Consider the following 21,135-nt stretch of genomic DNA (forward strand, 5'->3'; position numbering starts at 1 on the left):
AGCTGAGGCCTTGGGCATGACTAACTTGAATGGTGGCACGCTCTGCAACGCTGAGTTCGGAATAAGACATAGGGCAGCACCGTACCGGAAAGGTCAGGTGTTGCACTCAGTTTTTGCCGCCGCCCTTTGATAGCGTGAATAATCTTGATCGTTATTTTTCGGAAGCAGGCTTCATTCGTGAAAGCGTATAACAAGTCGCTCAAATCGTTCGCTCCGCTCACTGGGACGGGCTAAAGCCGGCCCCTTAGCTTATCGTTAGCTGGTTCGACTGCTGAAGTTCATGCTCGCCGGAGGTGAATCATTGGACGAAAAAACTGGAGAAGTACCAGATGACTTCGCCAAATTAAGACGAAAGGTTCTGGATGCGTTGGGTGATATCGAGCCAGCGGGTAAACCTCGATCGGATCATGAGCCGAAGGCACTGATGCTGTCATCTACGACAAGAGGCAGTAAGAGACTCCCTTCTTATTATCTTGTGTACTTCATGTTCGTCGATTTTCTTCAGTTTCCTAGGATGGGGGCTTGGACAAAAAGCGCGTGGACTGTGCCAATCAGGTACCAGGACAGGCTCTACGCAATAGAGCACCAAAAGATGGGGCTTCGAATTTGTGCTCCAAATAGAGATCCTGGTGCTCGCATGAGCGGTCGCCCGAATGAGCAACAGGAAGAAGATTCGGATTTGATAGCGAATAAAATACGGAAAGCCGTAAACTTGGCAGGACCGTATTTTGATTGGCGCGCAAAACAAGAGGCCAAGGGCAACAGGCTTAACGTACTCAACCATAGCAAATGGCTCTTCGAGCGGTACCAATTTTTCAAAGATAAATTTATAGAGCAAAAGGCTGAAGCGGAGAGACGGAGTGCGGAGCTAAGGCAAGAAAAGGATTCCTCTGATCTCCAGTCACTGCTAAGAGCGCTCAATTCAGGTGTTTTGGAACTTGCTTCTGAAACTGATTGGATAGGTCAGGCTGCCGTCGATGCATTTTTTAGCTGGTCTGAGCATGCGTTTATTCATGTTGCGATACTGAGGGGACGTATAGAGAACGGATATCAAGTCGCCGAACTGGCTGCGGCCAACTGGAAAGAGAAATTTCGAGCGGCATTAGATTTAGATGATCCTTGCTTTAAGGGTCATTACGATAAGCTCCTACTACTGCGGGTACAGATGAGAAACTTCATGGCCCATGGTGCTTTTGGTAAACGCGGGGAAGCATTCTCATTTCACTCGGATGCCGGGGCAATTCCGGTGCTTTTGGCTGAATCCGGAACGAATCGTTATTCATTCAGTGGGGCGCCTGCTTTTGATGAGGTGGAGGCAATCAGAAATATTGATTCCTTCTTGTATGATTTTTGGTCAAGTGAGTTGTCGCCCGTGAGATCGCATCTTTTTAGCACCGTACCAAGCATACTTACTTTTGTTGCTGATTCTACATACTCAAAAGCTATGCGCTCAGATGAGGCTATGTCAGAGTTTGTGGAATATCTCGAGAATCAAATGGACGCAGCAGCAAACATGGAGTGGTGAATATTGGATGTTCTCTATTTCGCCAAGAATCAGCTAACAAATGGCTGTTGTCGGACGTGCCTACGCTGCGCTCCGGAACGCCGCAAAGCCAAGCGTTATGAGTAGCTATGGATAGAAAAGATGAAGTTATTAAGATTTTAGCAGGTCTTGTATCTGACCTAGGGACGCCCATTTCAGTATTGCGTGATTATGAGTCTATGACTGCTTTCAAGGATCCCATTAAAGCGTCATTCCGCTTAGGTGTTTATAGGTTGTGCATAAACTCCATAGTAATAAATCTTAATAAATATGTGGAGTTATGGAGGAAGTATTCAGATATCAAAAGAACTTTCCTTTCCGCACACGACAGTGCGATTAATTTATATATTTCAAAAATAAACAACTTGGGTGTTGCGGGGTTTAGGAATGATTACGCAGCACATGTTCAGAATAATAAAATTAAGAAGATCCTTACAGATGAAGATGTAATGGCTTTCGTGCAAAATCTTACAGATGGTGATGCAGAGAACCTCTTTTCTTGGATCTACCCGAAGAATTACCTTCAGCTAGATAGAAAAGATTCGCTTATGGGCGTGGTAATGTTAGCCAAAGACACCCTTTTGAAGCACTCATAACAATTGGTTTAATTTGTTCGCTTTGCTCACTGGAACGCCCGCAAGCGGGCGCCCCTTAACCAAACGTTAGGCCAAAAAGGAAGTGTCGTGCCAACACCATCAAAAGTTCTCGCGTCATTACTTTTTCTAACTTTAAGCTTCTACGCAAATGCAGAAGACAGTTTAATTGACCATTACGCCATCTATTCTACTTGCGTAGATGAGCAAGCACCTATAAATAATAATGTCGTTCACGGCTGTGCAGAACTGGCATCTGACAGTGCAAAAAAAGAAATAACATTGCTTTATAGAACAATTTATAAGTATATTTCCGCCTCTTCTACTGATGACGCTCTGAAATTTGAGAAGACACAGCAGGCTTGGATAGCCTATCGGGATAGCCACTGCGAGCTTTCTGGTTCTTATATAGGCTCTCCGATGTACTCATATTGCCCAATGATGCTAAACATCTCCAGAGCAATAGAGCTTCGCGAGCTTGCAGGTTATCAATGATTACATAGGCCTAATAACGGGTGCAAACCGTTCGCGACGTTCAGCTGGGACCGGCAGAAGTCCGCTCCTTAACTAAACGGTATGCTTATAGAAACACCTGCCTGGAGTTCAGTAAGAGTAGATGATTTTGAATTCGAGATGAGGGCATCGATTAGTTAATCGGCAATTGCGCATAAGCCTGAGTTAAGAAGACACCTAGTCATTCGCCACACGGGACAAGCTCTCCCCCGCTCCGCGAATGCAAACCAGCCCGTAAGATCGGGCGTTAAATAAACCATACGGAAAAAAGCAAAGATGAATCGCGTAGAAGAAATAGAACCTCAAACGCTACCTTGGTTTTATGAAGTCAATGGAGTGAGAAAGGGAGGCGTTTCTGAAAGTGAAATGATTGAATTGATAACCAATGGAACCGTTTCTCAAGGGTCATTTATTTGGCAAAAAGGGTTTCCTGATTGGATGAAGGTCGAAAATACAGCACTGAAGATTCACCTCGACGATACCTCACCACCACCGCTTACAGGGGAAGGCGTTAATAACACAATTGTCTGGTTTCTTGCCTTTGCGCCGCTTATTGGTCTATTTCTTGAAGGGTTTTTGGCTGGAATTATTTACGGTGACAACGAGTACCGAGTCGAAGAAGCCATATACGATGCTGAATTCTGGTATGTCACAGTGGCCCTGAATATTGCACTCTCACTATTCGACAGCAAACGCTTAACCAATGCCGGGCACAATATTGATAAGTTCAAGGGGTGGGTTTGGCTGGTTCCGGTGTATCTCTTTCAGCGAGCCAAAGCGCTAAAGCATAATTACGCCTATTTTGCAGTATGGATCGTCTGCTTTGTTATTATGCTTAGCGTATAAAGTTTAACCAACTTACATCTAGCCTGCACTTATTGTGCGCTGCACAGGGCGGGTGTCGATGTTGGGGGATGATCGAGGTCAGATGAGCAAGTCAAAGCCAGACTTTTTTATCTGACCCTCGTTACCGATATGATTGCGCGCACATTAACAAATGCCTCAACGACGACAGTGATTAGCTGCCCTGGTTTTGGCAAACAAAGGAAAAGCCATGCCAACACATCGTGTGTCAGGCAGGCGTTAGCAACATAAAAAAGGAAACGATAATGAACAATAAAAAAATAACCCCTTTCCTGGCAAAGGTTTTTTACTTTACGTATCCACTCAGCATGCTGTGCACTGTTCCAATTATTTTAATACCCGCTTTCTCTGACCCGGGCACTAAACCAGGCGGCCTGGCTCTAGCTATCGCCGTAGTATCACTTATTTTAATGCTTGTAGCTGGGTGGGCCTGGCTTATCTCGCTAGGTATCATCGCGAGTAGGCTGGGTAAAAGTTGGATCTCGTGGTGTGGGCTTAGCGTTATATTCTCCCCAATAAGCCCCATCATCATCTATTTCCTGATGATAGGTAATATTAAAACCGCTTTAGATCAATCACCGACTTCACTTACTGAAACAGCCTGACGTAATACCAAGATCGCCGAGCAACTGGGTGCGGATGAGCAGGTCAAAGCCAGCATTGATTGTCATCCGCCCCCAGCCCCTCCTCATGAATCTTCCCATCCAACCATTAGCATTGCCACATGCATATCCAACAGAACGGCGGCTTTTGCTTTTACCCAGCCTCGGTTGGGCGCTGCTCTGGATGATCTGGTTGAACCGATAGTAGAGTACGACTGAGTGACCATGCCCAGGCGAGCGGCTACTATGGCCAGCGACATTCGTCTGCCGGGCATTAGCCTTAGAGGCCTTTATGCCGCCGATACCCATATCCAATATCCGAGGAAAGCATCATGGTGAATGATGGAGAGCTAAAGTACCTGCATCGCTGCATAGAACTTGCAACGCAGGCGCTAGAGCTGGGTGACGAGCCATTCGGCTCTGTACTTGTAGCAGCGGACGGGGAGGTTCTATTTGAAGACCGCAACCACGTTGCCTCCGGTGATCTAACCCGCCACCCAGAGTTCGAGATTGCACGGTGGGCTGCGGCGAATATGACCGCGCAAGCCAGAGCCGAAGCAACTGTCTATACTTCTGGAGAGCATTGCCCAATGTGTTCTGCAGCACACGGCTGGGTCGGACTGGGGCGTATCGTGTACGTAAGTTCCTCCGAGCAATTGACCGAATGGCTTACCGATCTCGGCGTTCCAGCACCTGCCGTACGAGCGCTACCAATAGGTGAAGTAGTGCCAAACCTGGTAGTTGATGGTCCCGTTCCGGGTCTTTTCGAACAGGTGCACGCGCTACACCGTCGCTTCCATGGCTCATCATAGTCATCACTCGCGTGCCAATAACCTGAAAAGCCTCATGCTGCCCAACATGCGGCTATCTGACGCCAAAAGCCTGCGGCTGCCAGGGGTGGACGGGGGCACTGCCAGGCGTTTCCATTCACCAGAACACTGCTGAGGCCAACCATGAAATACCTGCTCACCCTGTTTCTGTGTCTCTTCAGCGTGATTGCGCAAAGCCAGGAGCGAGTCATGCTCAATGACCTGTCCAGCCTCAAATGGCAACACCGCATCATCATCGTCAGCGAGCCGCAGGCTAACGAGCGCGCGGCTCAAGTATTCGAGCAGAAAGCCGCTGAGATAGCTGAGCGCGATGTCATCTGGTTGGTTATCACAGGGCAGGCTATTCAGACCAACTATGCGGGCGATCTCTCAGCCGGTTTGCGGGATACCCTTTTGACGCAATACGCCTTGGATGACGGTGAAACCATTTTGATCGGCAAGGATGGCGGTACCAAGGTTCGCTTAAATACGCTGGATCTGAATGCCTTGTTTTCGGCTATTGACGCTATGCCGATGCGGCAGAGCGAAATGCGCAACTGAGGTTGCGTTCAGGTAGCAGCGCAGCAAGTCATCTCGCTGCGCCTGTAGGGCTGGTAAAGCTCGCCTTTTGCCCGGCCTAAAGCCCTTTTTGCTGAAAACCGCTACTGCGTAATAGAAGGCTGGCAGGGAAACAGGCAAGATCCGCATCAGATTACTTGAACAAGGAACGGCAGTCCGTGGGAGCAGCCCTGAAAGTACTGATTCTTGGTGGCCATGGTTTTATCGGGCGACATGCCGCCAAGCATTTAGCGATAGCAGGGGCGGACGTCACTGTTGGCACCCGCAACCCCAAAGCAGACAGCCAGTTCAGGCAAGCGCGATATCGGCTTGAGGAGCGGCAGTCCCGCGCAGACTGGGCGCAGGACGTTGAACAATACGACGTGATCCTGAATTGCGTGGGTATTCTTCGGCAGCGTCGCGGCGAAAGCTATGAGGCGATTCACCATCTGGCCCCGCAAGCCCTTGCGCAGGCCTGCCATGCGGCGCAAAAACGCTTTGTGCATGTGTCTGCGCTGGGGCTTTCCGCTGACTGCAAAAGCCGGTTTTTGACCTCTAAATACCATGGCGAACGCGCGATCATGGCGTCGCAAGGTGACTGGATCATTGCGCGCCCTTCCCTGCTGGAAGGTGATGGCGGCTTTGGCGCCGAGTGGCTGCGTGCGATTGCCAAGCTGCCGGTCTTTGTGGTGCCGGCATCCGCCAGGGGCAATATTGCCGCATTGACTGTCGATGATGCAGGCTTGGCGCTAGCCCGGTTATGTATGGGCAACGCCAGCGAGATTGGTCTTGATCACTCCCGCATCTATGAGCTTGGCGGAGCAAAGGCACTCAGTTTCGAGCACTATATCCGCGCGCTGCGTAGCCGCTACTCGGACAAGAACGCGGTCTGCCTGTCGGTACCGGGCTGGATTGCCCGTGCCGCTGCTCACCTGTTCGATGTGATCCATTTCAGCCCCTTTTCTTTTGGTCACTGGGAGCTGCTGTGCAAAGACAATGTGCCCGACGAAAACCGCCTGCCCAGTCTGTTACAACATCAGGCAGAAGATCCGGTGTTGGCCTACGCCGCTGACAAACCCGCTTAAGGATGGAGCCTACTATGGGAAAACGCATTGCCGCACTGCTCGCCCTGTTTGTTCTGGCCATACTGCTGTCCATCACCGCCATCCCGGCGCTCATAGCGCTGATCGTCATCGGCGTTGCGGCATGCATCTACGCGGCGTTCAAGCCCAACCCCATGTCCAGCTTTGCCATGCAGGCAGGGCTGGTGGTCGGCGTAACGCCCTTGGCAATGATGGCTATCGGCTGGTTGTTGCTGCAAGGTATGGGCGGCGGCATTCACTAAGCGGAGCAAGTCCACTATGAACGAGCGACTAACCTCTTCCTGGAGCCGTTGCTGGGCCGCGCTGGGCGCTGCCGGTAGCGGCGATGAGCTGATGCAGCGCTTGATCGCAGCCTACGCTGAACCGCAGCGCTATTATCATACGCAGCAGCACCTGGCCGAGTGTCTGAGCCTGTTTGACCGCTATCGCTCGCACGCGCAAGAGCCCGGCGAGGTGGAAATGGCGCTGTGGTTTCATGATGCCATTTACGATGTGTTTGCCACAGACAACGAAGCACGCAGTGCAGACTGGGCGGTAGCCGCACTGCGGCAAGCGGGTGTGGATGCGGAACGGGTGGCAACCATCCAGCGCCTGATCCTGATTACCCGCCACGATGCCCGGCCCAAGACGGCAGATGAAGCCTTGCTGGTGGATATTGATCTGGCGATTCTCGGCGCCGAGCGCGCCCGCTTTGCGGAGTATGAAACGCAGGTGCGGCAGGAGTATGCCCATGTGCCCGAGGCTGCCTTTCGCGCTGGCCGAGCCCACATCCTGCAAGGGTTTCTGGCGCGCCAGCCACTCTACCAAACGCCCGCCCTGCAACAGCGGCTGGAGCCGAAAGCGCAACAAAATCTCAGCCACTCGCTGCAGCAACTAGCGCTGGACTGAGGTTTTGTTCCGCCTAGTTGGCAGCAGGCGACGGCATTGATGCATTAGACCGATTTTTCGGTATCTACCGTAGCCTGCGCCAATACTTCACTCGGCTCGCCCACCGCCAGCTTTTGCGGAAAGCGCCGAATCAGCAGCGCCAGACCAAAGCCAATCGACAGTACCACCACGGTAAAGGTGAAGGCCGCGATAAAGCTCTCTGTGGTTTCAATCAGCCAGCCAGCAATCGCCGGACCCAGGAACTGCCCGACAGCAAAAAACAGCGTGGCAAAGCTAAAGGCGATGGGAATGTAGCGCGGGGCGACCTGATCCGTAGCACTGGTCTGAATCATCGAGAACACGCCGTTGAGCGACAAGCCAACCAGCAGGTAGTGACAGAAGAAGAAAGACTGCGTCTGGCCGATCAGCGGCAAGCCCACGGCCACAATGACCAGAAAAAGGGCTATAGCCAGCGCGTTACCACGGCCCCAGAAATCCGACACCCAGCCCCACAGCGGCCCAGCGAAGATCGAGAGCAGGCCCATCATGGCGACATAGCGCCCGGCCAGGGCCTCGGTGAAGCCGCTCTCGACCATAAAACTGACCATGAATACCGTTTGCACTATATAGCCCAGGCCGATAATGCCGTAGGTAGCGGCGACAATAAGCACCCGTGGGTTGCGGTAGATCAGCCACTTTTCATCGGCGGGTATCGGGCCGCGCTCGCTCGCCGCGCTCTGCGGCGGGTTCTTCACAAACACAAAGATGATGGCGCTGACGGCAAAGGCAGTAGCGGCGAACACACCCCAACTGACCCGCCAGCCCTGCTCGCCAAACATGGCAAACAGCTGCGGCACCAGCAGCCCAGTCACCAGCACACTGATACCCACACCGCTGCTCATGCAGCCGATCACCAGGCCGCGGTGGTCCGGGAACCAGGCGGCCAGCAGCGCGATCATGGGGGCAAAGGCAAAGGCCGCGCCAATGCCCAGCAGGGCCATCAGCACAGCGATCAGCCAAAAGTTGGCTGCCAGTGTCAGCCCGGCAAAGCCCACCGCCACCAATAGCATGCCAAACAGAATGGAGGCCTTGGCACCCCAGCGCGCAGCAGCCAAACCACCGGCCAGTACAAAGCACACATAAGACAAAGCGGCTACCGTGCTGAGCAAGCCAGCTTGCTGGTACGAAAGCCCAAGGTCGCTGCGCATCGACGGCAGGATTACTCCATAGGCCAGGCGGGCAAAACCAATCACCACCAGGGACGTAAGGGTGCCGCACAACACGGTCAGTACCATGTTGGGACGGTTCGTACTCTGGGACATCGTGACTCTCTTGTTATCTTGCTGATTGTTTTATTTTCGCAGCCGCAAGGCGGACGGTTTGCCTGCTTGCCAGGCCGCGCAGATGTGCCGCTAGTCTACCCGCACCAATTTGATGCTCATTAGCCCGCCGCCCTGCATCAGGGTGTTTTTATCCACTATCTTCCAGACTTCTTCGGTCTCACCGGTCTTGAATACCAGGTAGTGCTCACCTGCCGACTCACGCTCAAAGATCTCATCAAACAGGGTGCGCTTGCCCTGTGACTCGATATAGTCCGAGCCAATCACCAGCTTCTCGCCACCGGCCATCTCGACGAAGGAGTTGAGCAATTCGTTGTTGGAGCCGGCGCGGGTTTCATAGACGCCTTCATAATCGTGGCCGCCGCAGGCACTGAGCACGGCGGCGAACGCCAATATGGCACTGAACTTGATGAATTTCATGCTGGTTTCCTGTCGATGAGGTAGCCGCCCAGCGGCTGTTAACGGGCCATCATATCGCGCAACGCCTGTGTTGTCGGCAGTTGGCGCGCCGCCGCCGGACTTGATAGATAGCAAAACGACTCCGCTTCATAACCGGCATGAATAACGCGCAACCGAGTATTTGCCCCGCTTAACCCGCCCCGCCTAAACTCAACGGGTTAACTTACCCATATTCCTGCACCTACTCCGTAAGTGCACAGGCGAGGCTTGCGCATCATGAAAACCCGTATCACAGAACTCTTTGGCATCGAGCATCCGATCATTCAGGGCGGCATGCATCACGTTGGTTACGCCGAGCTGGCCGCTGCGGTTGCCAATGCCGGCGGCCTGGGCATGATCACCGCACTGACGCAGCCCAACCCCGAGGCGCTGGCCGAAGAGATCCGCCGCTGCCGCGAGATGACCGACAAGCCATTCGGCGTGAACCTGACCTTTTTGCCATCGGTTAAGCAGCCTGATTACCCTGGCTATATCGAAGCGCTGATCAAGGGCGGCGTGAAAGCGGTCGAGACCGCTGGTAACAACCCGGCCAAGTGGTTGCCGATCCTCAAGGAAAACGGCATTAAAGTAATCCACAAGTGCACCGCCGTGCGCCACGCGCTCAAGGCCGAGGCGATTGGTTGTGATGCGGTCAGCGTGGATGGCTTTGAATGCGGTGGCCATCCGGGTGAAGACGACATCCCCAACTTCATTCTGCTGCCCCGCGCGGCAGAAGAGCTGAAAATCCCCTTTGTTGCTTCCGGTGGCATGGCCGATGGTCGCTCGCTGGTTGCCGCGCTGGCACTGGGCGCCGAGGGCATGAACATGGGCACGCGCTTTATCGCTACTCAGGAAGCCCCCGTACACGAGAACGTGAAGGCGGCCATTGTCGCGGCCAGCGAGCTGGATACCCGCCTGGTCATGCGCCCACTGCGCAATACCGAGCGGGTGATGGTCAACGATGCCGTTGAGCGCCTGCTGGAGAAAGAGCGCCGCCTAGGTGCCGATCTCAAGTTTGAAGATATCGTCGATGAAGTCGCTGGCGTGTACCCGAAGATCATGAAAACCGGTGACATGGATGCCGGTGCCTGGTCTTGCGGCATGGTCGCAGGCCTGATCAACGACATCCCCACCGCCAAAGTGCTGATCGACCGCATCATGGCCGAAGCCGACGGCATTATTCGTCAGCGTCTGGCTGGCATGCTGGGCTAAGCGCCGCACAGCACCAGGTCCCCTCTGAGAAGCCAGGCAGACCAGCCTTTTTTCCAGAGGGCCGCACCGATTGATTACAGGAGTTGCACATGAGCTTTGATACCCCGCTTTACCTTTGCGGCCCGTTGCGCGAGCCGAAACAAATGCTGGCCGATCAGGAATACAGCGGCCACACCTCGATTCACGACGACAGCATGGCCGAGAAGCTGGGCTTTCGTGCGGGCCCGATTGAAGGGCCTACGCATTTCAGCATGTTCACCCCGATGCTGGTCGAGATCTGGGGCCAGGAATGGTTTGAGCGCGGCTGCTTCTCAGCGCACTTCCAGAACATGGTGGTCGAGGGCGAACAGGTACGCGCCTTTGTAGAACGCCCTGCCCCAGGCGCTACCCGTGTGCGCTGCTGGGCTGAGAAAGCCGACGGCACAGCAGTACTGGAAGCCAGCGCCAGCATCGGCGCGGCGCCAGGTGAAAGCCTGTTGTATGAGCGTATGGCCAAGCTGCGTGCACCAGAGAAGTTGGTGATTCTGTCTGACCTGCACGTGGGCATGAAGGGTGCGGCGGATGAGCAGGTACGTATGGATGCCGATCAGCACATGGGCAACCTGTATCCCTTCTCGCTGAATCAGAAGCTGGAAGGCATCACCGAGAACTCCAATTGGTATTCCGATGCCAGCGCGACGCCGTGGGGCCGCGCCGTCATCCCAACCGAGATGGTTAGCGTACTGGCGGAATACACCAGTAAGGCCGCCGAGTTTCCGGTCAAGCAGCCGGTGATCGGGCTGTTTGCCGATCAGGAAATCCGTATGGTCGATGGCCCGCTGCTGGTGGGTGAAGACTACCTGATCCGCCGTGAAGTGGTCGCGCTCTCGGAGAGCAAGCGCACCGAGTCTTACTGGGTGCTGTCGCGCATTTATGATGCCAGCGGCGAGGTGCTCAAGGCCGAGATGCTGCTCAACCACGCTACCCTGAAGCACTCCTACGCCAACTACGAGGCAGAAGCTTCAGCGTAAGTCTGTGCCTGCGGCAGCCGCCCGGTTGCCGCGCTGCGGTAGACAGGTCGCCTTGATTGCACCGCCGCGCGGTGGGACTATCAAGGCACGACCTACTGCCACAGGAGGCGCAAGCCATGCTGCCACGTCGCCGTTTTCAGATATCCTTTCTGGTTTTGCTGGGCTCGCTGCTGTGCAGCATGAACGCCTACGCATTACGTTGCGGTACCAACCTGGTGCGCGAAGGCGATCTCAAATTCAAGGTGCTGCAATCCTGCGGCGAGCCTATCTCCCGCGAAACCATCGGCTACATTGACCGCCAGCAGATAGGCAACCGGGTGCGCGTGATGAACATCGAAGAATGGATCTACAAGGTCTCGGGTAATTATCAGAGCCTGGAGTTTGAGGGCAATGAGCTGGTGAAGATAACCCTGATCCGCTGATGTTGGACCCAACTCTGTTCGCCGCCAGGCTTGGCTAGCTGTCGGAAAATACAAAACCGTGTGGGCTTTGCAAGGCGCAATTTAATGCCGTCTGACCAGCCCGTCACTGGGTAAACGCGCGAACTCCACTGGCCGGTGATGGTCTAGAGTGACAGTACAGACCCATGATGCAGTCTGCTCCCGTTTTCCACACTCAAGGTAGGCACGCCATGTTCAAACCCGCTTCATTCGTTGTGCTGCTCAGCCTCGTTGCCACGCCCATATTTGCCGCCACCGACTGCGCGGCCATGCAGGGCTGCGAACGCAAATTCTGTGAAATTCAGCATGAGCTGGCCCAGGCACAGGCCGACGGTAACAACTACAAGGCGGCAGGCCTGTCCCGCGCGCTTGAGAACGCCAAAACGCACTGCTCGAACGAGCAACTCAAGACCGATCTGCAGCAAGAACTGAGCGAGGCCGAGCAAGATCTGGCGGAGTACCAGGCGGACCTCAAGCAAGCCCAACAGGATGCGGATGCAGACAAGATCACCAAGTATGAAGGCAAGATGGCCGAAGAACGCCGCAAGATAGCCGAGCTGCAACAACAGCTGACCGAACTGGAGTGAGCTATCGCTATCAGCTGCGGCTGCAACGCGCAGATAACAGCGCAAGCCTGCTGAGCGAACTCATCGACGATATCGTACTCAACATGCATACAATGCACTAACGCAAGGACCTAGGGTATGAGCAAGACACTGGTTATTGGCAGCACGGGCAACATAGGTTTGTTAACGCTGCCCATGCTGAAAGACGCAGGCATCGAGCTTGCTGCACTGGCCCGCAGCCCCGACAAACTGGCTGGCATCTCGGGTATCGATGTGATTGAGGGCGACCTGGAGAGCGACTTTGAATATGCCTTCAAAGACTGTGATCGCGTGGTCTTTACCGCCGGCTCAGGCGCCAGCACCGGGCCCGATAAGACGCTGCTGATTGACCTGTGGGCAGCCTGCAAGGCGGTGGATTACGCCCGCAAGCACCACGTAAAACACTTTGTGATTGTCAGCTCACGTGGCGCAGACAACCCCGACGCTATCGACTCGCCCATCAAGCCGTACCTGGTCGCCAAGCACATGGCGGATGAGTACCTGATCCGCTCCGGCGTACCCTATACCATTCTGCGTCCCGGCAAGCTGACCGATGACGGCGGCACCGGCCAGATCACAACACGTCGCCCGGAAAATCCTGATGCGCAGAGCATTTCCCGCACTGACGTCGCCAAGGTGATCACCCGTGTATTGCAGACGGGACAAAGCAAGAACGTGACCTACGAGCTGTACAAAGGCGAAACGGCAATAGCAGATCTGATTGCCTGAACGCACCAGCAAGCAAAACGTGAACCGGGTTTGGACCCACAGGCGGGCCGCGGGTTAAGCTACGCGGCCCTGTTTGACGGGGTCGGGACCGCCCGTCTTCGTTTTGTTATCTGGAGCCTACTTTGTCTACCCAAGCTGTTTACTCCCCCAACCAGGCCGCGGCCGCGGCCTTCCTCGGTGGCCCTCTGGCCGGGCTGTATTTTCTGAAGCACAACTTTCGAGCACTCCAGCGCACCGAGCAGGAACAACTGACGGTGCGCTATGGCGGCATCTTCATGGTTGCCATGATGGCTATTCTACCGTTCATCCCAGAAAGCGTACCTGGGCTGCCATTTGCCGTCGCCTTTGTCGTTGTTTCGCGCATGCTGGTCGAGAAGTATCAGTTCAGCAAGCAGGACATCATTGATGCGCCCGAGCTGGAGTTTCAATCCAACTGGCTGGTATTGGGTGTGTCCTTGTTGTGCATGGTGATTTTTCTCGCGGTTAGCTTTGCGGTAATTTTTGCGTTGATCTCAGCCGGTATCATCCCAGCCGAGTATTAAGCCATGCCGCTGCGCTAGCGGGCTGCAAGGACAGTAATTGACGGCGTATCCGAGGTAACAGCTGTAATCAAAGGAGTGACCATGCACTGTTTTAACCATCCCGATAACGTTGCCGTTGGTCTGTGCAAATGCTGCAGCCGCGGGCTGTGCGCCGATTGCGCCGCTGATCTTGGTCACGGCCTGGCGTGCCGTGACCGCCACGAACAGCAGGTTGAAGCCATGAATATGATCATTGAGCAAAGCGCACGCATTTACTCGTCCGCGCCGAAGAACATCCTTATTGGCCCGATCTTCTTTCTGTTCATGGGATTGTTGTTTGCCGGCTTTGGACTCTTTTCGCCCAACGGCATCAGTGCTTTCCCGCTGCTGTTAGGGGTCGGCTTCATACTCTTTGCCGTGGTCGCCTTTGTGCGTAGCCGGGCACTGTTTCGTGGTCAGCCATGAGCGTGCGCCGCATACTGATACTGGGCGGCTACGGTAACTTCGGGAAGCGCATCGTCAGCTCACTGTGCGACTGCACGGAAGTCACGCTGATCATTGCCGGTCGCAACATAGCCAAGGCCAATGCGCTGCGCGATTCGCTTAGCGCGCAGGCATCGGCGAGGGTAACCAGCGCCGCACTGGATCTACAATCACCGAACTTGGCAGCGCAACTAAAGGCGCTGCAGCCGGACCTGCTGATCCACACCGGCGGCCCGTTTCAGGGGCAGGACTACCGCGTGCCACAAGCCTGTATTGCGGTGGGCTGCCACTACATAGACCTGGCCGACGATCGCCGCTTTGTCTGTGATATTAGCCAGCTGGATGCCGCCGCTCAGGCAGCCAAGGTGTTGCTGGTGTCGGGCGCCAGCTCGGTCCCGGGCATGTCGTCGTGTGTCATTGCGCATTTTGCCGAGCGCTTTTCGCGCCTGGATGATATCGATTTCTCTATTGCACCAGGTAATCAGGCTGAGCGCGGCGAAGCGACGGTCGGCGGCATCCTGTCTTACACCGGACACCCCATTCGTGTCTGGCGCGACGGCAAGTGGGCGCAGGTGTATGGCTGGATGTCACCGCGCACAATGCTATTTGACGACACCATCGGCACTCGACCACTGGCCAACATCGACATACCCGACCTGGAGCTACTGCCACTCGCCTACCCCACGCTGCGCAATGTGGCCTTTCAAGCTGGCCTTGAGTTGCCGCTGCTGCACTATGGCATGTACCTGATGGCATGGATGGCAAGGCTGGGCCTCGTGCATGACTGGTCGCGCTGGACCAGACCGATTGTCAGCGCCAGCGAGTGGTTCATACGCTGGGGCACCGACACGGGTGGCATGCAAATCAATCTGCGCGGCGTTGATCAGCAACAGCAGCCGCTGCATATCAAGTGGGTATTGGGCGCCACCGATGGTATTGGTCCTTACATACCCACGCTGTCAGCCCTGATTCTGGCGCGTAAGCTGATTGCTGGCGAGCTGACCTCGGTTGGCGCTACGCCCTGCATGAACCTCTATTCCATGGCCGACTTTGCACGCGAAGTGGAACCACTCGCCATCTACCAGCACAGTGAAGAAACCCGTGGATAAGCGGCATGGATAATTATCTGCTGCTGAAACTGCTGCATATCCTGAGTGCTGCGGTGCTCGCTGGCACCGGCACGGGTATCGCCTTTTTCATGTTTATGGCGCACCGTTCAGGCAACCTGCAGGCACTGGTCATCACCACGCGTCACGTGGTGCTCGCCGACTGGCTATTTACCGCACCGGCGGTGGTGGTGCAGTTCACTACCGGCCTAATGCTCATGCAGCGTATTGGCCTGAGTTTTACCTCGCCCTGGTTCTTCACCGCGCTTGGGCTGTTTCTGTTTATTGGCCTGTGCTGGCTGCCGGTCGTCGTGATTCAGTATCGGCTGCGCGCGTTGGCGGCCAGCGCGTTACACAGCGGTCAGCTGGACCCGGCCTTTGCGCCGCTGATGCGCTGCTGGACGGCACTTGGCATCCCGGCCTTTGCCGCCATTGTGGTGCTTTTCTGGCTGATGGTATTCAAGCCGCTGCCGCTGATCTGAGCAATGACCATGACATCACAACAGCAACGCGTTACCCGCTGGAGCCTCAGTTTTCTGTGGATTGTTACGGCTGTGGTTTCCGTCACCCTGGGCCGTGATATCGGCTTTGACGTTCTGGCGCGCATCAATCTGCACGCCGATGCCGCCGCGCTGACGATACTCGCTGGCAGCCTGCTCGACCTGATCATTGGACTCTGGCTGCTCAGCGGCCGTGCGCTGCGCGCCTGCTGTCTGCTGCAGCTGGCGGTTATCGTCAACTACTCGATCCTACTGACGCTGATTGCACCCGCCTTTTGGCTACACCCCTTTGGTCCGCTCACCAAAAATGTGCCGATTCTGGTGCTGATCTGGCTGCTTTACAGCAGCCAGCAACAACCCACACGCGCCATAGACGGCACCTGACAACAGCACCGGCAAACTGCTGGAGCATCATCAGGCAAATGGATTCCCCCATCAGAAGGATTGACGGAACACGCATTTAGTTGAAGGCTAGGCGAGTGGTTAAAGAATAAAATCCAACAACGAAAGGATCCAATATGTTCAGTCATGTCATGCTTGGCGCTAACGATATCGAAGCCTCCAAGACCTTCTACGACGCTATTCTGGGCGTAGTCGGCTGCAAGCCGGGCGTTATCGATCCCAAGGGCCGCTGCTTCTACTTCACCAAGACCGGCACCTTTGCTCTGAGCAAGCCAATCAATGGCGAGTCAGCCAGCCACGGTAACGGCAGCACCATCGGCTTCGCTGTTGAAAACCCAGAGCAAGCTGATGCTTGGCATGCGGCTGGTCTCGCCAACGGTGGGGTTACCTGTGAAGATCCGCCGGGTGTGCGTGAAGGCGGCGGCATGAAGCTGTACCTGGCCTACCTGCGTGACCCGTCCGGTAACAAGATCTGCGCTATGTACCGCATGCCCTAAGCGTCAAAGCGTTAGCGCCGTGACCGGTCTGCACACTGCCGGCCTGTCATGGCGACACACAACTCAAACACTACACGGAAAGCCGTAATGGAATACAAGGTCGTGATTTACCAGGAAGGCATGCTGGGCTCGTTGCTACTGGGCAACTCTAAGGTCAACCCGGTCAAGTTTACCGATTTTTTGAATATGAACGCCGCTGACGGCTGGCGCGTACAGACCATGGAAAAAGATATCCGCCGCATGCTGCTGTTATGGAAGCGCGAGGCTTACGTGGTCATCCTCGGGCGCGAAAGATGAAATGGGGCGCCGGTATTTGCCTGCTATTATTTGTCGCTGGCGGCCTGCTGGCGATTGCGCAGATCTGGTTCGCGCTGTTAAGCCCTGATGCCTTTTTCAAGGTTCTCATCACCCTGGGCATTTTGTTTGTCATCAGCCTCGGCGTCACCCTGGTAACGCGCGAGTACCTGCAGGACAAGGAACTGCGCACCAAGGGCTTTATCGACTAAATTGCGCGGTAGCGCGTTAAACCGGCCCAGCGGCCATAGATACAACCGGGATGCAGTGCATGAACCACTGGTTTTACCTGGCGACTGCCATCGTGACGGAAGTCATTGCCACCTCGGCACTGAAAGCGAGCGAGGGCTTCAGCAAACCGCTGCCGTCAGTGGTTGTGGTTATTGGCTATCTGGTGTCGTTCTACTTTCTGTCGCTGACACTCAAAACCATCCCTGTCGGCATCGCCTACGCGATCTGGTCAGGCGTGGGCATTGTGCTGATATCGCTGGTGGCCTGGATGCTCTATGGGCAAAAGCTGGACCTACCGGCACTGATTGGTATGGGCATGATCATGGCCGGGGTCATGGTAATCAATCTATTCTCCAACAGTACCGGCCACTGAGGGTTTCAGCCATGCACACGGGAAGCTGTCTGTGCGGAGCCATCCGCTATCGCGTCAACGGCCCCATCGGTGACATCGTTCACTGTCACTGCGTAACCTGCCGCAAGGCACATGCCGCTGCCTTCTCCAGTGTTGCCGCCGTAGCTGACAGCGACTTCGAATTGCAGGGCGCCGACATGCTTAGCCACTACCGTTCTTCGCCAGACAAGGCGCGCTACTTCTGTGCTAGCTGCGGCAGCCAGATCTACGCCAAACGTGATGGCACCGCCCATCTGGTACTGCGTCTGGGGACGCTGGACGATGATCCGCAGAGCACCGAACGCTGCCATATCTGGCTAAGCGAAAAAGCGCCCTGGTATCAGCTCGACCAGCACCTGGCGGAATACGACTGCGCCGAAACGGGGTAAGCCGCTGCAGGACTCAGGTCGCCAATAGCTGCGCCACGTCGTCACCAAAGGCCGCGCCAACCGCTACCTGAATATCCCGCGCGCCCACCGGCTCAGCACACTCGGAACAGACCATCACCGGCTTCATGCGTTTGCCGCATCCCTTGTGAATATGCTCGATGGGCGCGCCACGCTCATCGGCCATATAGGTATCGCCCCAACTGACCAGCGACATGATCACCGGGTGCAGCGCCAGACCCTTGTCCGTCAAACGATACTCCTCTCGCAGCGGCCTCTGCTGATAAGGCACCTTCTGCAGTACCTCATGCTCTACCAGTTTTTTCAAACGATCGGCCAACAAGTGGCGAGTTACGCCGAGTCGTTTTTCAAAGCCATCAAAGCGGCGCACGCCGAGAAAACAGTCGCGCAGCACCAGTAGCGTCCAGCGGTCGCCGATGACGGACAGAGTGCGTGACAGGGAGCAGGGCTGTTGATCGAGTTCTTCCCAGCGCATGATTGGTCCTCGGTTGTGAAGGCTCCAGCCTAGCTTGACAAGTTCCAAAAAGAAACCGACTATCGAGTTAGTTCTTTAAAGGAACCAACTGACAACAAGAGGAACTGCGTATGAATGCTCCCTGCCCCGTCGCCGTAGTAATCGGTGCCGGCGACGCCACCGGTGGCGCCATTGCCCGCCGCTTTGCGCGCGAAGGTTTTACCCTGTGTGTTACCCGTCGCAATGTCGACAGCCTCAGCGAGCTGGTCAGCCAGATTGAGCACGAAGGTGGCAAGGCGCATGCCTTTGGCTGCGACGCGCGCAGCGAAGAAGAAATGACTGCGCTGTTTGAGCAGATCGAGCGCGACATCGGCCCGGTAGAGGTGGTGATCTTCAACATCGGCGCCAACGTGCATTTCAGCATCACCGAAACCACCGCGCGGGTGTATCGCAAGGTATGGGAAATGGCGGCGTTCTCTGGCTTTCTGACTGGCCGCGAGGCTGCCAAGGTAATGCTGCCGCGCGGCAAGGGCACCATTATCTTTACCGGCGCGACCGCATCACTGCGCGGTGGCTCTGGCTTCTCGGCCTTTGCCAGCGCCAAGTTCGCACTGCGCGCACTGGCCCAGAGCATGGCCCGCGAGTTGGGCCCCAAAGGCATTCATGTGGCCCATCCGATCATCGACGGTGCCATTGATACCGCCTTTATCCGTGACACCTTTCCTGAACGCTATGCCCTGAAAGAGCAGGATGGCATCCTCAATCCAGAACACATTGCCGATCAATACTGGGCCATTCACGCCCAGCCACGCGACAGCTGGACCCACGAGCTGGATCTGCGCCCCTGGATGGAAACGTTCTGACAACGCACAAAAAATTCCTTTAGCGCTAACAACCTATTCTCTGGGAGTACCCACATCATGAGCAAAACAATCGAGTTCTACTTCGACGTTGGCAGCCCCGCCAGCTATCTGGCCTGGACCCAGCTTGATGCCCTGGCGCAGCGCACCGGTGCCCGCGTCGAGCTGAAGCCTATATTGCTCGGCGGCGTGTTTATGGCTACCGGCAACAGCTCTCCCGCCACCGTACCCGCCAAGGGCAATTACAGCCGCATCGACATGCAGCGCTACGCCAATCGTTACGGCGTGACCCTGAATCAGAACCCCTTCTTTCCGATCAATACCCTGCAGCTGATGCGCGGCGCAATGGCCTATCAAGGCACCGCTGATTTCGAGCGTTACCTGACCACGGTTTTCAACGCCATGTGGATCGATGAGCTGGATATGGGGCAACCGGAGGTAGTCGGCAAGGTATTGGCCAAGGGTGGTTTTGATCCAGCTGAGGTGATGGCCAAAGCCAGCGATCCGGCGGTGAAAGAACAACTCAAGAAAGCCACCGAAGAGGCAGTCAGCCGGGGCGTTTTTGGCGCACCTACCTTCTTTGTTGGCGATGACATGTTCTTTGGCCAGGATCGGCTGGAGTGGGTCGAGGCGGCAGCCAGTAACTAAGCTCAGCGCTCCCTGCGGCGCATATGTGCGCCGCAGGTCACATGCAGATCATTTGCTACAAAGTGGTAATTGACGGAACCAGGCGGCAGGCATAAGTTAGCGCTTAATCCCCTCTTGGTCGGAATAATCACCATGCTGTCCCTTGCGCTAAAGTGTGTGATGGGTGCGCTCGCAGTGCTGTTGATCGCACTGCTGGCGAAATCAAAAAGCTTTTATATCGCTGGCCTGGTGCCGCTCTTTCCGACTTTCACCATCATCGCCCACTACATCATCGGCACCCAGCGGCTGTCGAGTGACCTGCGTAGCACGGCGCTGTTTGGTCTGTGGTCGCTGATTCCCTATGCGCTGTATCTGATTTCGATTGCCTGGTTTAGTCAGCGATTCAGTTTGATTACCACGCTTGTATTGGCGGTGGTGGCCTGGACTGTGGCGGCGGCGGTGCTGATTTATGTTTGGTCGCGGGTTTATACTTTGGGGTAATTCCGCTCTGGACGGTTATCGGAGCAGTGCCGTTTTGAAACGTCTTTGGTTAGCTCATTTCCGCTTTCGCCTCTAGGCGAGTCAGGGGGAGATGCTTGCCCATCTCCCCCTAACAACCCCCTCGGGCACCCAACTGCGCGGCCCTGAGGGTTCGCTGCGTTGCTCGATCCGCCGGGGCCCTGCGGAACTCGTCGCTTCGCTCCTCAGACAGTCCTCGGGCTTGTTCCCGACAGCTCTGCGCTACTCGCCCGCTCAGATGGGACTTTTAAGGCCGTGCAGCGACGGGTTTCTAGGTTCTAGGCAGGACCAAACAACCAAACCTGAAAACCACGCCGTGCTCGACCAGTGATTCCCCCTTCCAAGCTGCCGAGTAACGCAGGGGTTGAGCGATTGAGCCGAGGAATGTTGGGGGCGCCTAGCCTGAGCGAAGCGAGTTCCGCAGGCGCGCTCAACACCGAGTAACGCAGGGAAGCCGCAGGCCAGCTTGGTGGCCCAAGCTGGTCGCGTGCTGTATGATTCAAAAACATAGGTAACACATCATTTCAAATACATGGGTTACACTTTTAACGTCCAATACGGAGTTAGATTCCCACCGGCTTTGCGCTGATCAAAGCCACCAAGCCTGACAGGCCCAA

31 protein-coding genes are annotated in these 21,135 nt (G+C 55.5%); 28 read left to right on the forward strand and 3 right to left on the reverse strand.

All coding sequences use genetic code 11. The features are described from left to right. The first annotated feature begins 301 nt into the window (after positions 1–301). From EF096_RS18985 to EF096_RS19030, 10 genes are all read left to right on the forward strand, one after another. A complete protein-coding gene (locus EF096_RS18985; protein ID WP_218565811.1) occupies positions 302–1,525 on the forward strand; it encodes a hypothetical protein in 1,224 nt (407 codons plus the stop codon). Between the two features lie 107 nt (positions 1,526–1,632). Next, positions 1,633–2,139: a hypothetical protein gene (locus EF096_RS18990; protein ID WP_123891330.1), complete on the forward strand. Its 507-nt coding sequence runs from the start codon at positions 1,633–1,635 to the stop codon at positions 2,137–2,139. 87 nt (positions 2,140–2,226) lie between these two features. Further along, the gene (locus EF096_RS18995) at positions 2,227–2,631 is read left to right on the forward strand and encodes a lysozyme inhibitor LprI family protein (RefSeq protein ID WP_123891331.1); all 405 of its coding nucleotides are present in this window, start codon (positions 2,227–2,229) and stop codon (positions 2,629–2,631) included. A 294-nt stretch (positions 2,632–2,925) separates the two neighbouring features. Next, the gene (locus EF096_RS19000) at positions 2,926–3,495 is read left to right on the forward strand and encodes a DUF4339 domain-containing protein (protein ID WP_123891332.1); all 570 of its coding nucleotides are present in this window, start codon (positions 2,926–2,928) and stop codon (positions 3,493–3,495) included. A gap of 263 nt (positions 3,496–3,758) precedes the next feature. Next, entirely contained in the window at positions 3,759–4,118 is a 360-nt protein-coding gene (locus EF096_RS19005; protein WP_123891333.1) for a hypothetical protein, read from the forward strand. A 329-nt stretch (positions 4,119–4,447) separates the two neighbouring features. Beyond that, entirely contained in the window at positions 4,448–4,927 is a 480-nt protein-coding gene (locus EF096_RS19010) for a nucleoside deaminase (protein WP_123891334.1), read from the forward strand. Positions 4,928–5,068: 141 nt separating this feature from the next. After that, positions 5,069–5,485, forward strand: coding sequence for a DUF4174 domain-containing protein (locus tag EF096_RS19015; protein WP_123891335.1), 417 nt, complete (start codon positions 5,069–5,071; stop codon positions 5,483–5,485). Between the two features lie 176 nt (positions 5,486–5,661). Beyond that, a complete protein-coding gene (locus EF096_RS19020) occupies positions 5,662–6,567 on the forward strand; it encodes an NAD(P)H-binding protein (protein WP_158611319.1) in 906 nt (301 codons plus the stop codon). Between the two features lie 14 nt (positions 6,568–6,581). Further along, positions 6,582–6,827 (forward strand): hypothetical protein, encoded by a 246-nt coding sequence (locus tag EF096_RS19025; RefSeq protein WP_123891337.1) that lies wholly within the window; start codon positions 6,582–6,584, stop codon positions 6,825–6,827. Positions 6,828–6,843: 16 nt separating this feature from the next. Next, a complete protein-coding gene (locus tag EF096_RS19030) occupies positions 6,844–7,473 on the forward strand; it encodes an HD domain-containing protein (protein WP_123891338.1) in 630 nt (209 codons plus the stop codon). A gap of 44 nt (positions 7,474–7,517) precedes the next feature. On the opposite strand, the gene EF096_RS19035 is transcribed toward EF096_RS19030, so the two are convergent. Continuing rightward, a complete protein-coding gene (locus tag EF096_RS19035; protein WP_123891339.1) occupies positions 7,518–8,774 on the reverse strand; it encodes an MFS transporter in 1,257 nt (418 codons plus the stop codon). A 90-nt stretch (positions 8,775–8,864) separates the two neighbouring features. Next, complete coding sequence (locus EF096_RS19040) at positions 8,865–9,212, reverse strand: hypothetical protein (protein ID WP_123891340.1); 348 nt, start codon at positions 9,210–9,212, stop codon at positions 8,865–8,867. A 255-nt stretch (positions 9,213–9,467) separates the two neighbouring features. On the opposite strand from EF096_RS19040, the gene EF096_RS19045 reads away from it, so the two are divergent. The 15 genes from EF096_RS19045 to EF096_RS19115 all read left to right on the forward strand — a co-directional run bounded on the left by EF096_RS19045 (position 9,468) and on the right by EF096_RS19115 (position 18,040). After that, complete coding sequence (locus EF096_RS19045) at positions 9,468–10,442, forward strand: NAD(P)H-dependent flavin oxidoreductase (RefSeq protein ID WP_123891341.1); 975 nt, start codon at positions 9,468–9,470, stop codon at positions 10,440–10,442. Positions 10,443–10,531: 89 nt separating this feature from the next. Beyond that, on the forward strand, positions 10,532–11,452 hold the full coding sequence (locus EF096_RS19050) for a hotdog family protein (RefSeq protein ID WP_123891342.1): 921 nt from the start codon (positions 10,532–10,534) through the stop codon (positions 11,450–11,452). A gap of 116 nt (positions 11,453–11,568) precedes the next feature. Continuing rightward, entirely contained in the window at positions 11,569–11,874 is a 306-nt protein-coding gene (locus EF096_RS19055; protein WP_123891343.1) for a DUF2845 domain-containing protein, read from the forward strand. Between the two features lie 209 nt (positions 11,875–12,083). Further along, on the forward strand, positions 12,084–12,479 hold the full coding sequence (locus EF096_RS19060; protein ID WP_123891344.1) for a DUF1090 domain-containing protein: 396 nt from the start codon (positions 12,084–12,086) through the stop codon (positions 12,477–12,479). A 117-nt stretch (positions 12,480–12,596) separates the two neighbouring features. Further along, positions 12,597–13,226, forward strand: coding sequence for an SDR family oxidoreductase (locus tag EF096_RS19065; protein WP_123891345.1), 630 nt, complete (start codon positions 12,597–12,599; stop codon positions 13,224–13,226). A 122-nt stretch (positions 13,227–13,348) separates the two neighbouring features. Next, positions 13,349–13,768, forward strand: a complete 420-nt coding sequence (locus EF096_RS19070) for a hypothetical protein (RefSeq protein ID WP_123891346.1) — start codon at positions 13,349–13,351, stop codon at positions 13,766–13,768. Positions 13,769–13,849: 81 nt separating this feature from the next. After that, a complete protein-coding gene (locus EF096_RS19075) occupies positions 13,850–14,212 on the forward strand; it encodes a hypothetical protein (protein WP_123891347.1) in 363 nt (120 codons plus the stop codon). After that, positions 14,209–15,339 (forward strand): saccharopine dehydrogenase family protein, encoded by a 1,131-nt coding sequence (locus EF096_RS19080; RefSeq protein ID WP_218565812.1) that lies wholly within the window; start codon positions 14,209–14,211, stop codon positions 15,337–15,339. The genes EF096_RS19075 and EF096_RS19080 overlap by 4 nt, the downstream gene beginning before the upstream one ends. Positions 15,340–15,344: 5 nt before the next feature. Further along, the gene (locus EF096_RS19085) at positions 15,345–15,818 is read left to right on the forward strand and encodes a DUF2269 family protein (RefSeq protein WP_123891348.1); all 474 of its coding nucleotides are present in this window, start codon (positions 15,345–15,347) and stop codon (positions 15,816–15,818) included. Positions 15,819–15,827: 9 nt separating this feature from the next. Next, the gene (locus EF096_RS19090) at positions 15,828–16,220 is read left to right on the forward strand and encodes a DoxX-like family protein (protein WP_123891349.1); all 393 of its coding nucleotides are present in this window, start codon (positions 15,828–15,830) and stop codon (positions 16,218–16,220) included. A gap of 134 nt (positions 16,221–16,354) precedes the next feature. Beyond that, the gene (locus EF096_RS19095) at positions 16,355–16,735 is read left to right on the forward strand and encodes a VOC family protein (RefSeq protein WP_123891350.1); all 381 of its coding nucleotides are present in this window, start codon (positions 16,355–16,357) and stop codon (positions 16,733–16,735) included. 87 nt (positions 16,736–16,822) lie between these two features. Beyond that, positions 16,823–17,032 carry a DUF4177 domain-containing protein gene (locus EF096_RS19100; protein ID WP_218565813.1) on the forward strand — a complete coding sequence of 70 codons (210 nt, stop codon included), beginning with the start codon at positions 16,823–16,825 and terminating at the stop codon, positions 17,030–17,032. Continuing rightward, positions 17,029–17,241, forward strand: coding sequence for a hypothetical protein (locus EF096_RS19105; RefSeq protein WP_123891352.1), 213 nt, complete (start codon positions 17,029–17,031; stop codon positions 17,239–17,241). The genes EF096_RS19100 and EF096_RS19105 overlap by 4 nt, the downstream gene beginning before the upstream one ends. Positions 17,242–17,300: 59 nt before the next feature. Beyond that, complete coding sequence (locus EF096_RS19110) at positions 17,301–17,633, forward strand: DMT family transporter (RefSeq protein ID WP_123891353.1); 333 nt, start codon at positions 17,301–17,303, stop codon at positions 17,631–17,633. An 11-nt stretch (positions 17,634–17,644) separates the two neighbouring features. Next, a complete protein-coding gene (locus tag EF096_RS19115) occupies positions 17,645–18,040 on the forward strand; it encodes a GFA family protein (protein WP_123891354.1) in 396 nt (131 codons plus the stop codon). A gap of 13 nt (positions 18,041–18,053) precedes the next feature. On the opposite strand, the gene EF096_RS19120 is transcribed toward EF096_RS19115, so the two are convergent. Then, complete coding sequence (locus tag EF096_RS19120) at positions 18,054–18,533, reverse strand: winged helix-turn-helix transcriptional regulator (protein ID WP_123891355.1); 480 nt, start codon at positions 18,531–18,533, stop codon at positions 18,054–18,056. A 110-nt stretch (positions 18,534–18,643) separates the two neighbouring features. Here EF096_RS19120 and EF096_RS19125 point away from each other — a divergent pair, with 110 nt between their 5' ends. From EF096_RS19125 to EF096_RS19135, 3 genes are all read left to right on the forward strand, one after another. Beyond that, complete coding sequence (locus EF096_RS19125) at positions 18,644–19,375, forward strand: SDR family oxidoreductase (protein WP_123891356.1); 732 nt, start codon at positions 18,644–18,646, stop codon at positions 19,373–19,375. Between the two features lie 57 nt (positions 19,376–19,432). Further along, positions 19,433–20,020, forward strand: coding sequence for a 2-hydroxychromene-2-carboxylate isomerase (locus EF096_RS19130; protein WP_123891357.1), 588 nt, complete (start codon positions 19,433–19,435; stop codon positions 20,018–20,020). Between the two features lie 135 nt (positions 20,021–20,155). Then, on the forward strand, positions 20,156–20,500 hold the full coding sequence (locus tag EF096_RS19135) for a GlpM family protein (RefSeq protein ID WP_235869800.1): 345 nt from the start codon (positions 20,156–20,158) through the stop codon (positions 20,498–20,500). The last annotated feature ends 635 nt before the right edge of the window (positions 20,501–21,135 follow it).

This window comes from Pseudomonas neustonica, from assembly GCF_003797945.1.
GTDB classification, from domain to species: Bacteria; Pseudomonadota; Gammaproteobacteria; order Pseudomonadales; family Pseudomonadaceae; genus Halopseudomonas; species Halopseudomonas neustonica.

What these genes read in the sequence shown, in the direction of transcription:
- EF096_RS18990 (WP_123891330.1), top strand. Translation starts at nt 1,633, where the DNA reads ATGGATAGAAAAGATGAAGTTATTAAGATTTTAGCAGGTCTTGTATCT.
- EF096_RS19000 (WP_123891332.1), top strand. Translation starts at nt 2,926, where the DNA reads ATGAATCGCGTAGAAGAAATAGAACCTCAAACGCTACCTTGGTTTTAT.
- EF096_RS19005 (WP_123891333.1), top strand. Translation starts at nt 3,759, where the DNA reads ATGAACAATAAAAAAATAACCCCTTTCCTGGCAAAGGTTTTTTACTTT.
- EF096_RS19010 (WP_123891334.1), top strand. Translation starts at nt 4,448, where the DNA reads ATGGTGAATGATGGAGAGCTAAAGTACCTGCATCGCTGCATAGAACTT.
- EF096_RS19015 (WP_123891335.1), top strand. Translation starts at nt 5,069, where the DNA reads ATGAAATACCTGCTCACCCTGTTTCTGTGTCTCTTCAGCGTGATTGCG.
- EF096_RS19025 (WP_123891337.1), top strand. Translation starts at nt 6,582, where the DNA reads ATGGGAAAACGCATTGCCGCACTGCTCGCCCTGTTTGTTCTGGCCATA.
- EF096_RS19030 (WP_123891338.1), top strand. Translation starts at nt 6,844, where the DNA reads ATGAACGAGCGACTAACCTCTTCCTGGAGCCGTTGCTGGGCCGCGCTG.
- EF096_RS19035 (WP_123891339.1), bottom strand. Translation starts at nt 8,774, where the DNA reads ATGTCCCAGAGTACGAACCGTCCCAACATGGTACTGACCGTGTTGTGC.
- EF096_RS19040 (WP_123891340.1), bottom strand. Translation starts at nt 9,212, where the DNA reads ATGAAATTCATCAAGTTCAGTGCCATATTGGCGTTCGCCGCCGTGCTC.
- EF096_RS19045 (WP_123891341.1), top strand. Translation starts at nt 9,468, where the DNA reads ATGAAAACCCGTATCACAGAACTCTTTGGCATCGAGCATCCGATCATT.
- EF096_RS19050 (WP_123891342.1), top strand. Translation starts at nt 10,532, where the DNA reads ATGAGCTTTGATACCCCGCTTTACCTTTGCGGCCCGTTGCGCGAGCCG.
- EF096_RS19055 (WP_123891343.1), top strand. Translation starts at nt 11,569, where the DNA reads ATGCTGCCACGTCGCCGTTTTCAGATATCCTTTCTGGTTTTGCTGGGC.
- EF096_RS19060 (WP_123891344.1), top strand. Translation starts at nt 12,084, where the DNA reads ATGTTCAAACCCGCTTCATTCGTTGTGCTGCTCAGCCTCGTTGCCACG.
- EF096_RS19065 (WP_123891345.1), top strand. Translation starts at nt 12,597, where the DNA reads ATGAGCAAGACACTGGTTATTGGCAGCACGGGCAACATAGGTTTGTTA.
- EF096_RS19075 (WP_123891347.1), top strand. Translation starts at nt 13,850, where the DNA reads ATGCACTGTTTTAACCATCCCGATAACGTTGCCGTTGGTCTGTGCAAA.
- EF096_RS19080 (WP_218565812.1), top strand. Translation starts at nt 14,209, where the DNA reads ATGAGCGTGCGCCGCATACTGATACTGGGCGGCTACGGTAACTTCGGG.
- EF096_RS19085 (WP_123891348.1), top strand. Translation starts at nt 15,345, where the DNA reads ATGGATAATTATCTGCTGCTGAAACTGCTGCATATCCTGAGTGCTGCG.
- EF096_RS19090 (WP_123891349.1), top strand. Translation starts at nt 15,828, where the DNA reads ATGACATCACAACAGCAACGCGTTACCCGCTGGAGCCTCAGTTTTCTG.
- EF096_RS19095 (WP_123891350.1), top strand. Translation starts at nt 16,355, where the DNA reads ATGTTCAGTCATGTCATGCTTGGCGCTAACGATATCGAAGCCTCCAAG.
- EF096_RS19100 (WP_218565813.1), top strand. Translation starts at nt 16,823, where the DNA reads ATGGAATACAAGGTCGTGATTTACCAGGAAGGCATGCTGGGCTCGTTG.
- EF096_RS19105 (WP_123891352.1), top strand. Translation starts at nt 17,029, where the DNA reads ATGAAATGGGGCGCCGGTATTTGCCTGCTATTATTTGTCGCTGGCGGC.
- EF096_RS19110 (WP_123891353.1), top strand. Translation starts at nt 17,301, where the DNA reads ATGAACCACTGGTTTTACCTGGCGACTGCCATCGTGACGGAAGTCATT.
- EF096_RS19115 (WP_123891354.1), top strand. Translation starts at nt 17,645, where the DNA reads ATGCACACGGGAAGCTGTCTGTGCGGAGCCATCCGCTATCGCGTCAAC.
- EF096_RS19120 (WP_123891355.1), bottom strand. Translation starts at nt 18,533, where the DNA reads ATGCGCTGGGAAGAACTCGATCAACAGCCCTGCTCCCTGTCACGCACT.
- EF096_RS19125 (WP_123891356.1), top strand. Translation starts at nt 18,644, where the DNA reads ATGAATGCTCCCTGCCCCGTCGCCGTAGTAATCGGTGCCGGCGACGCC.
- EF096_RS19130 (WP_123891357.1), top strand. Translation starts at nt 19,433, where the DNA reads ATGAGCAAAACAATCGAGTTCTACTTCGACGTTGGCAGCCCCGCCAGC.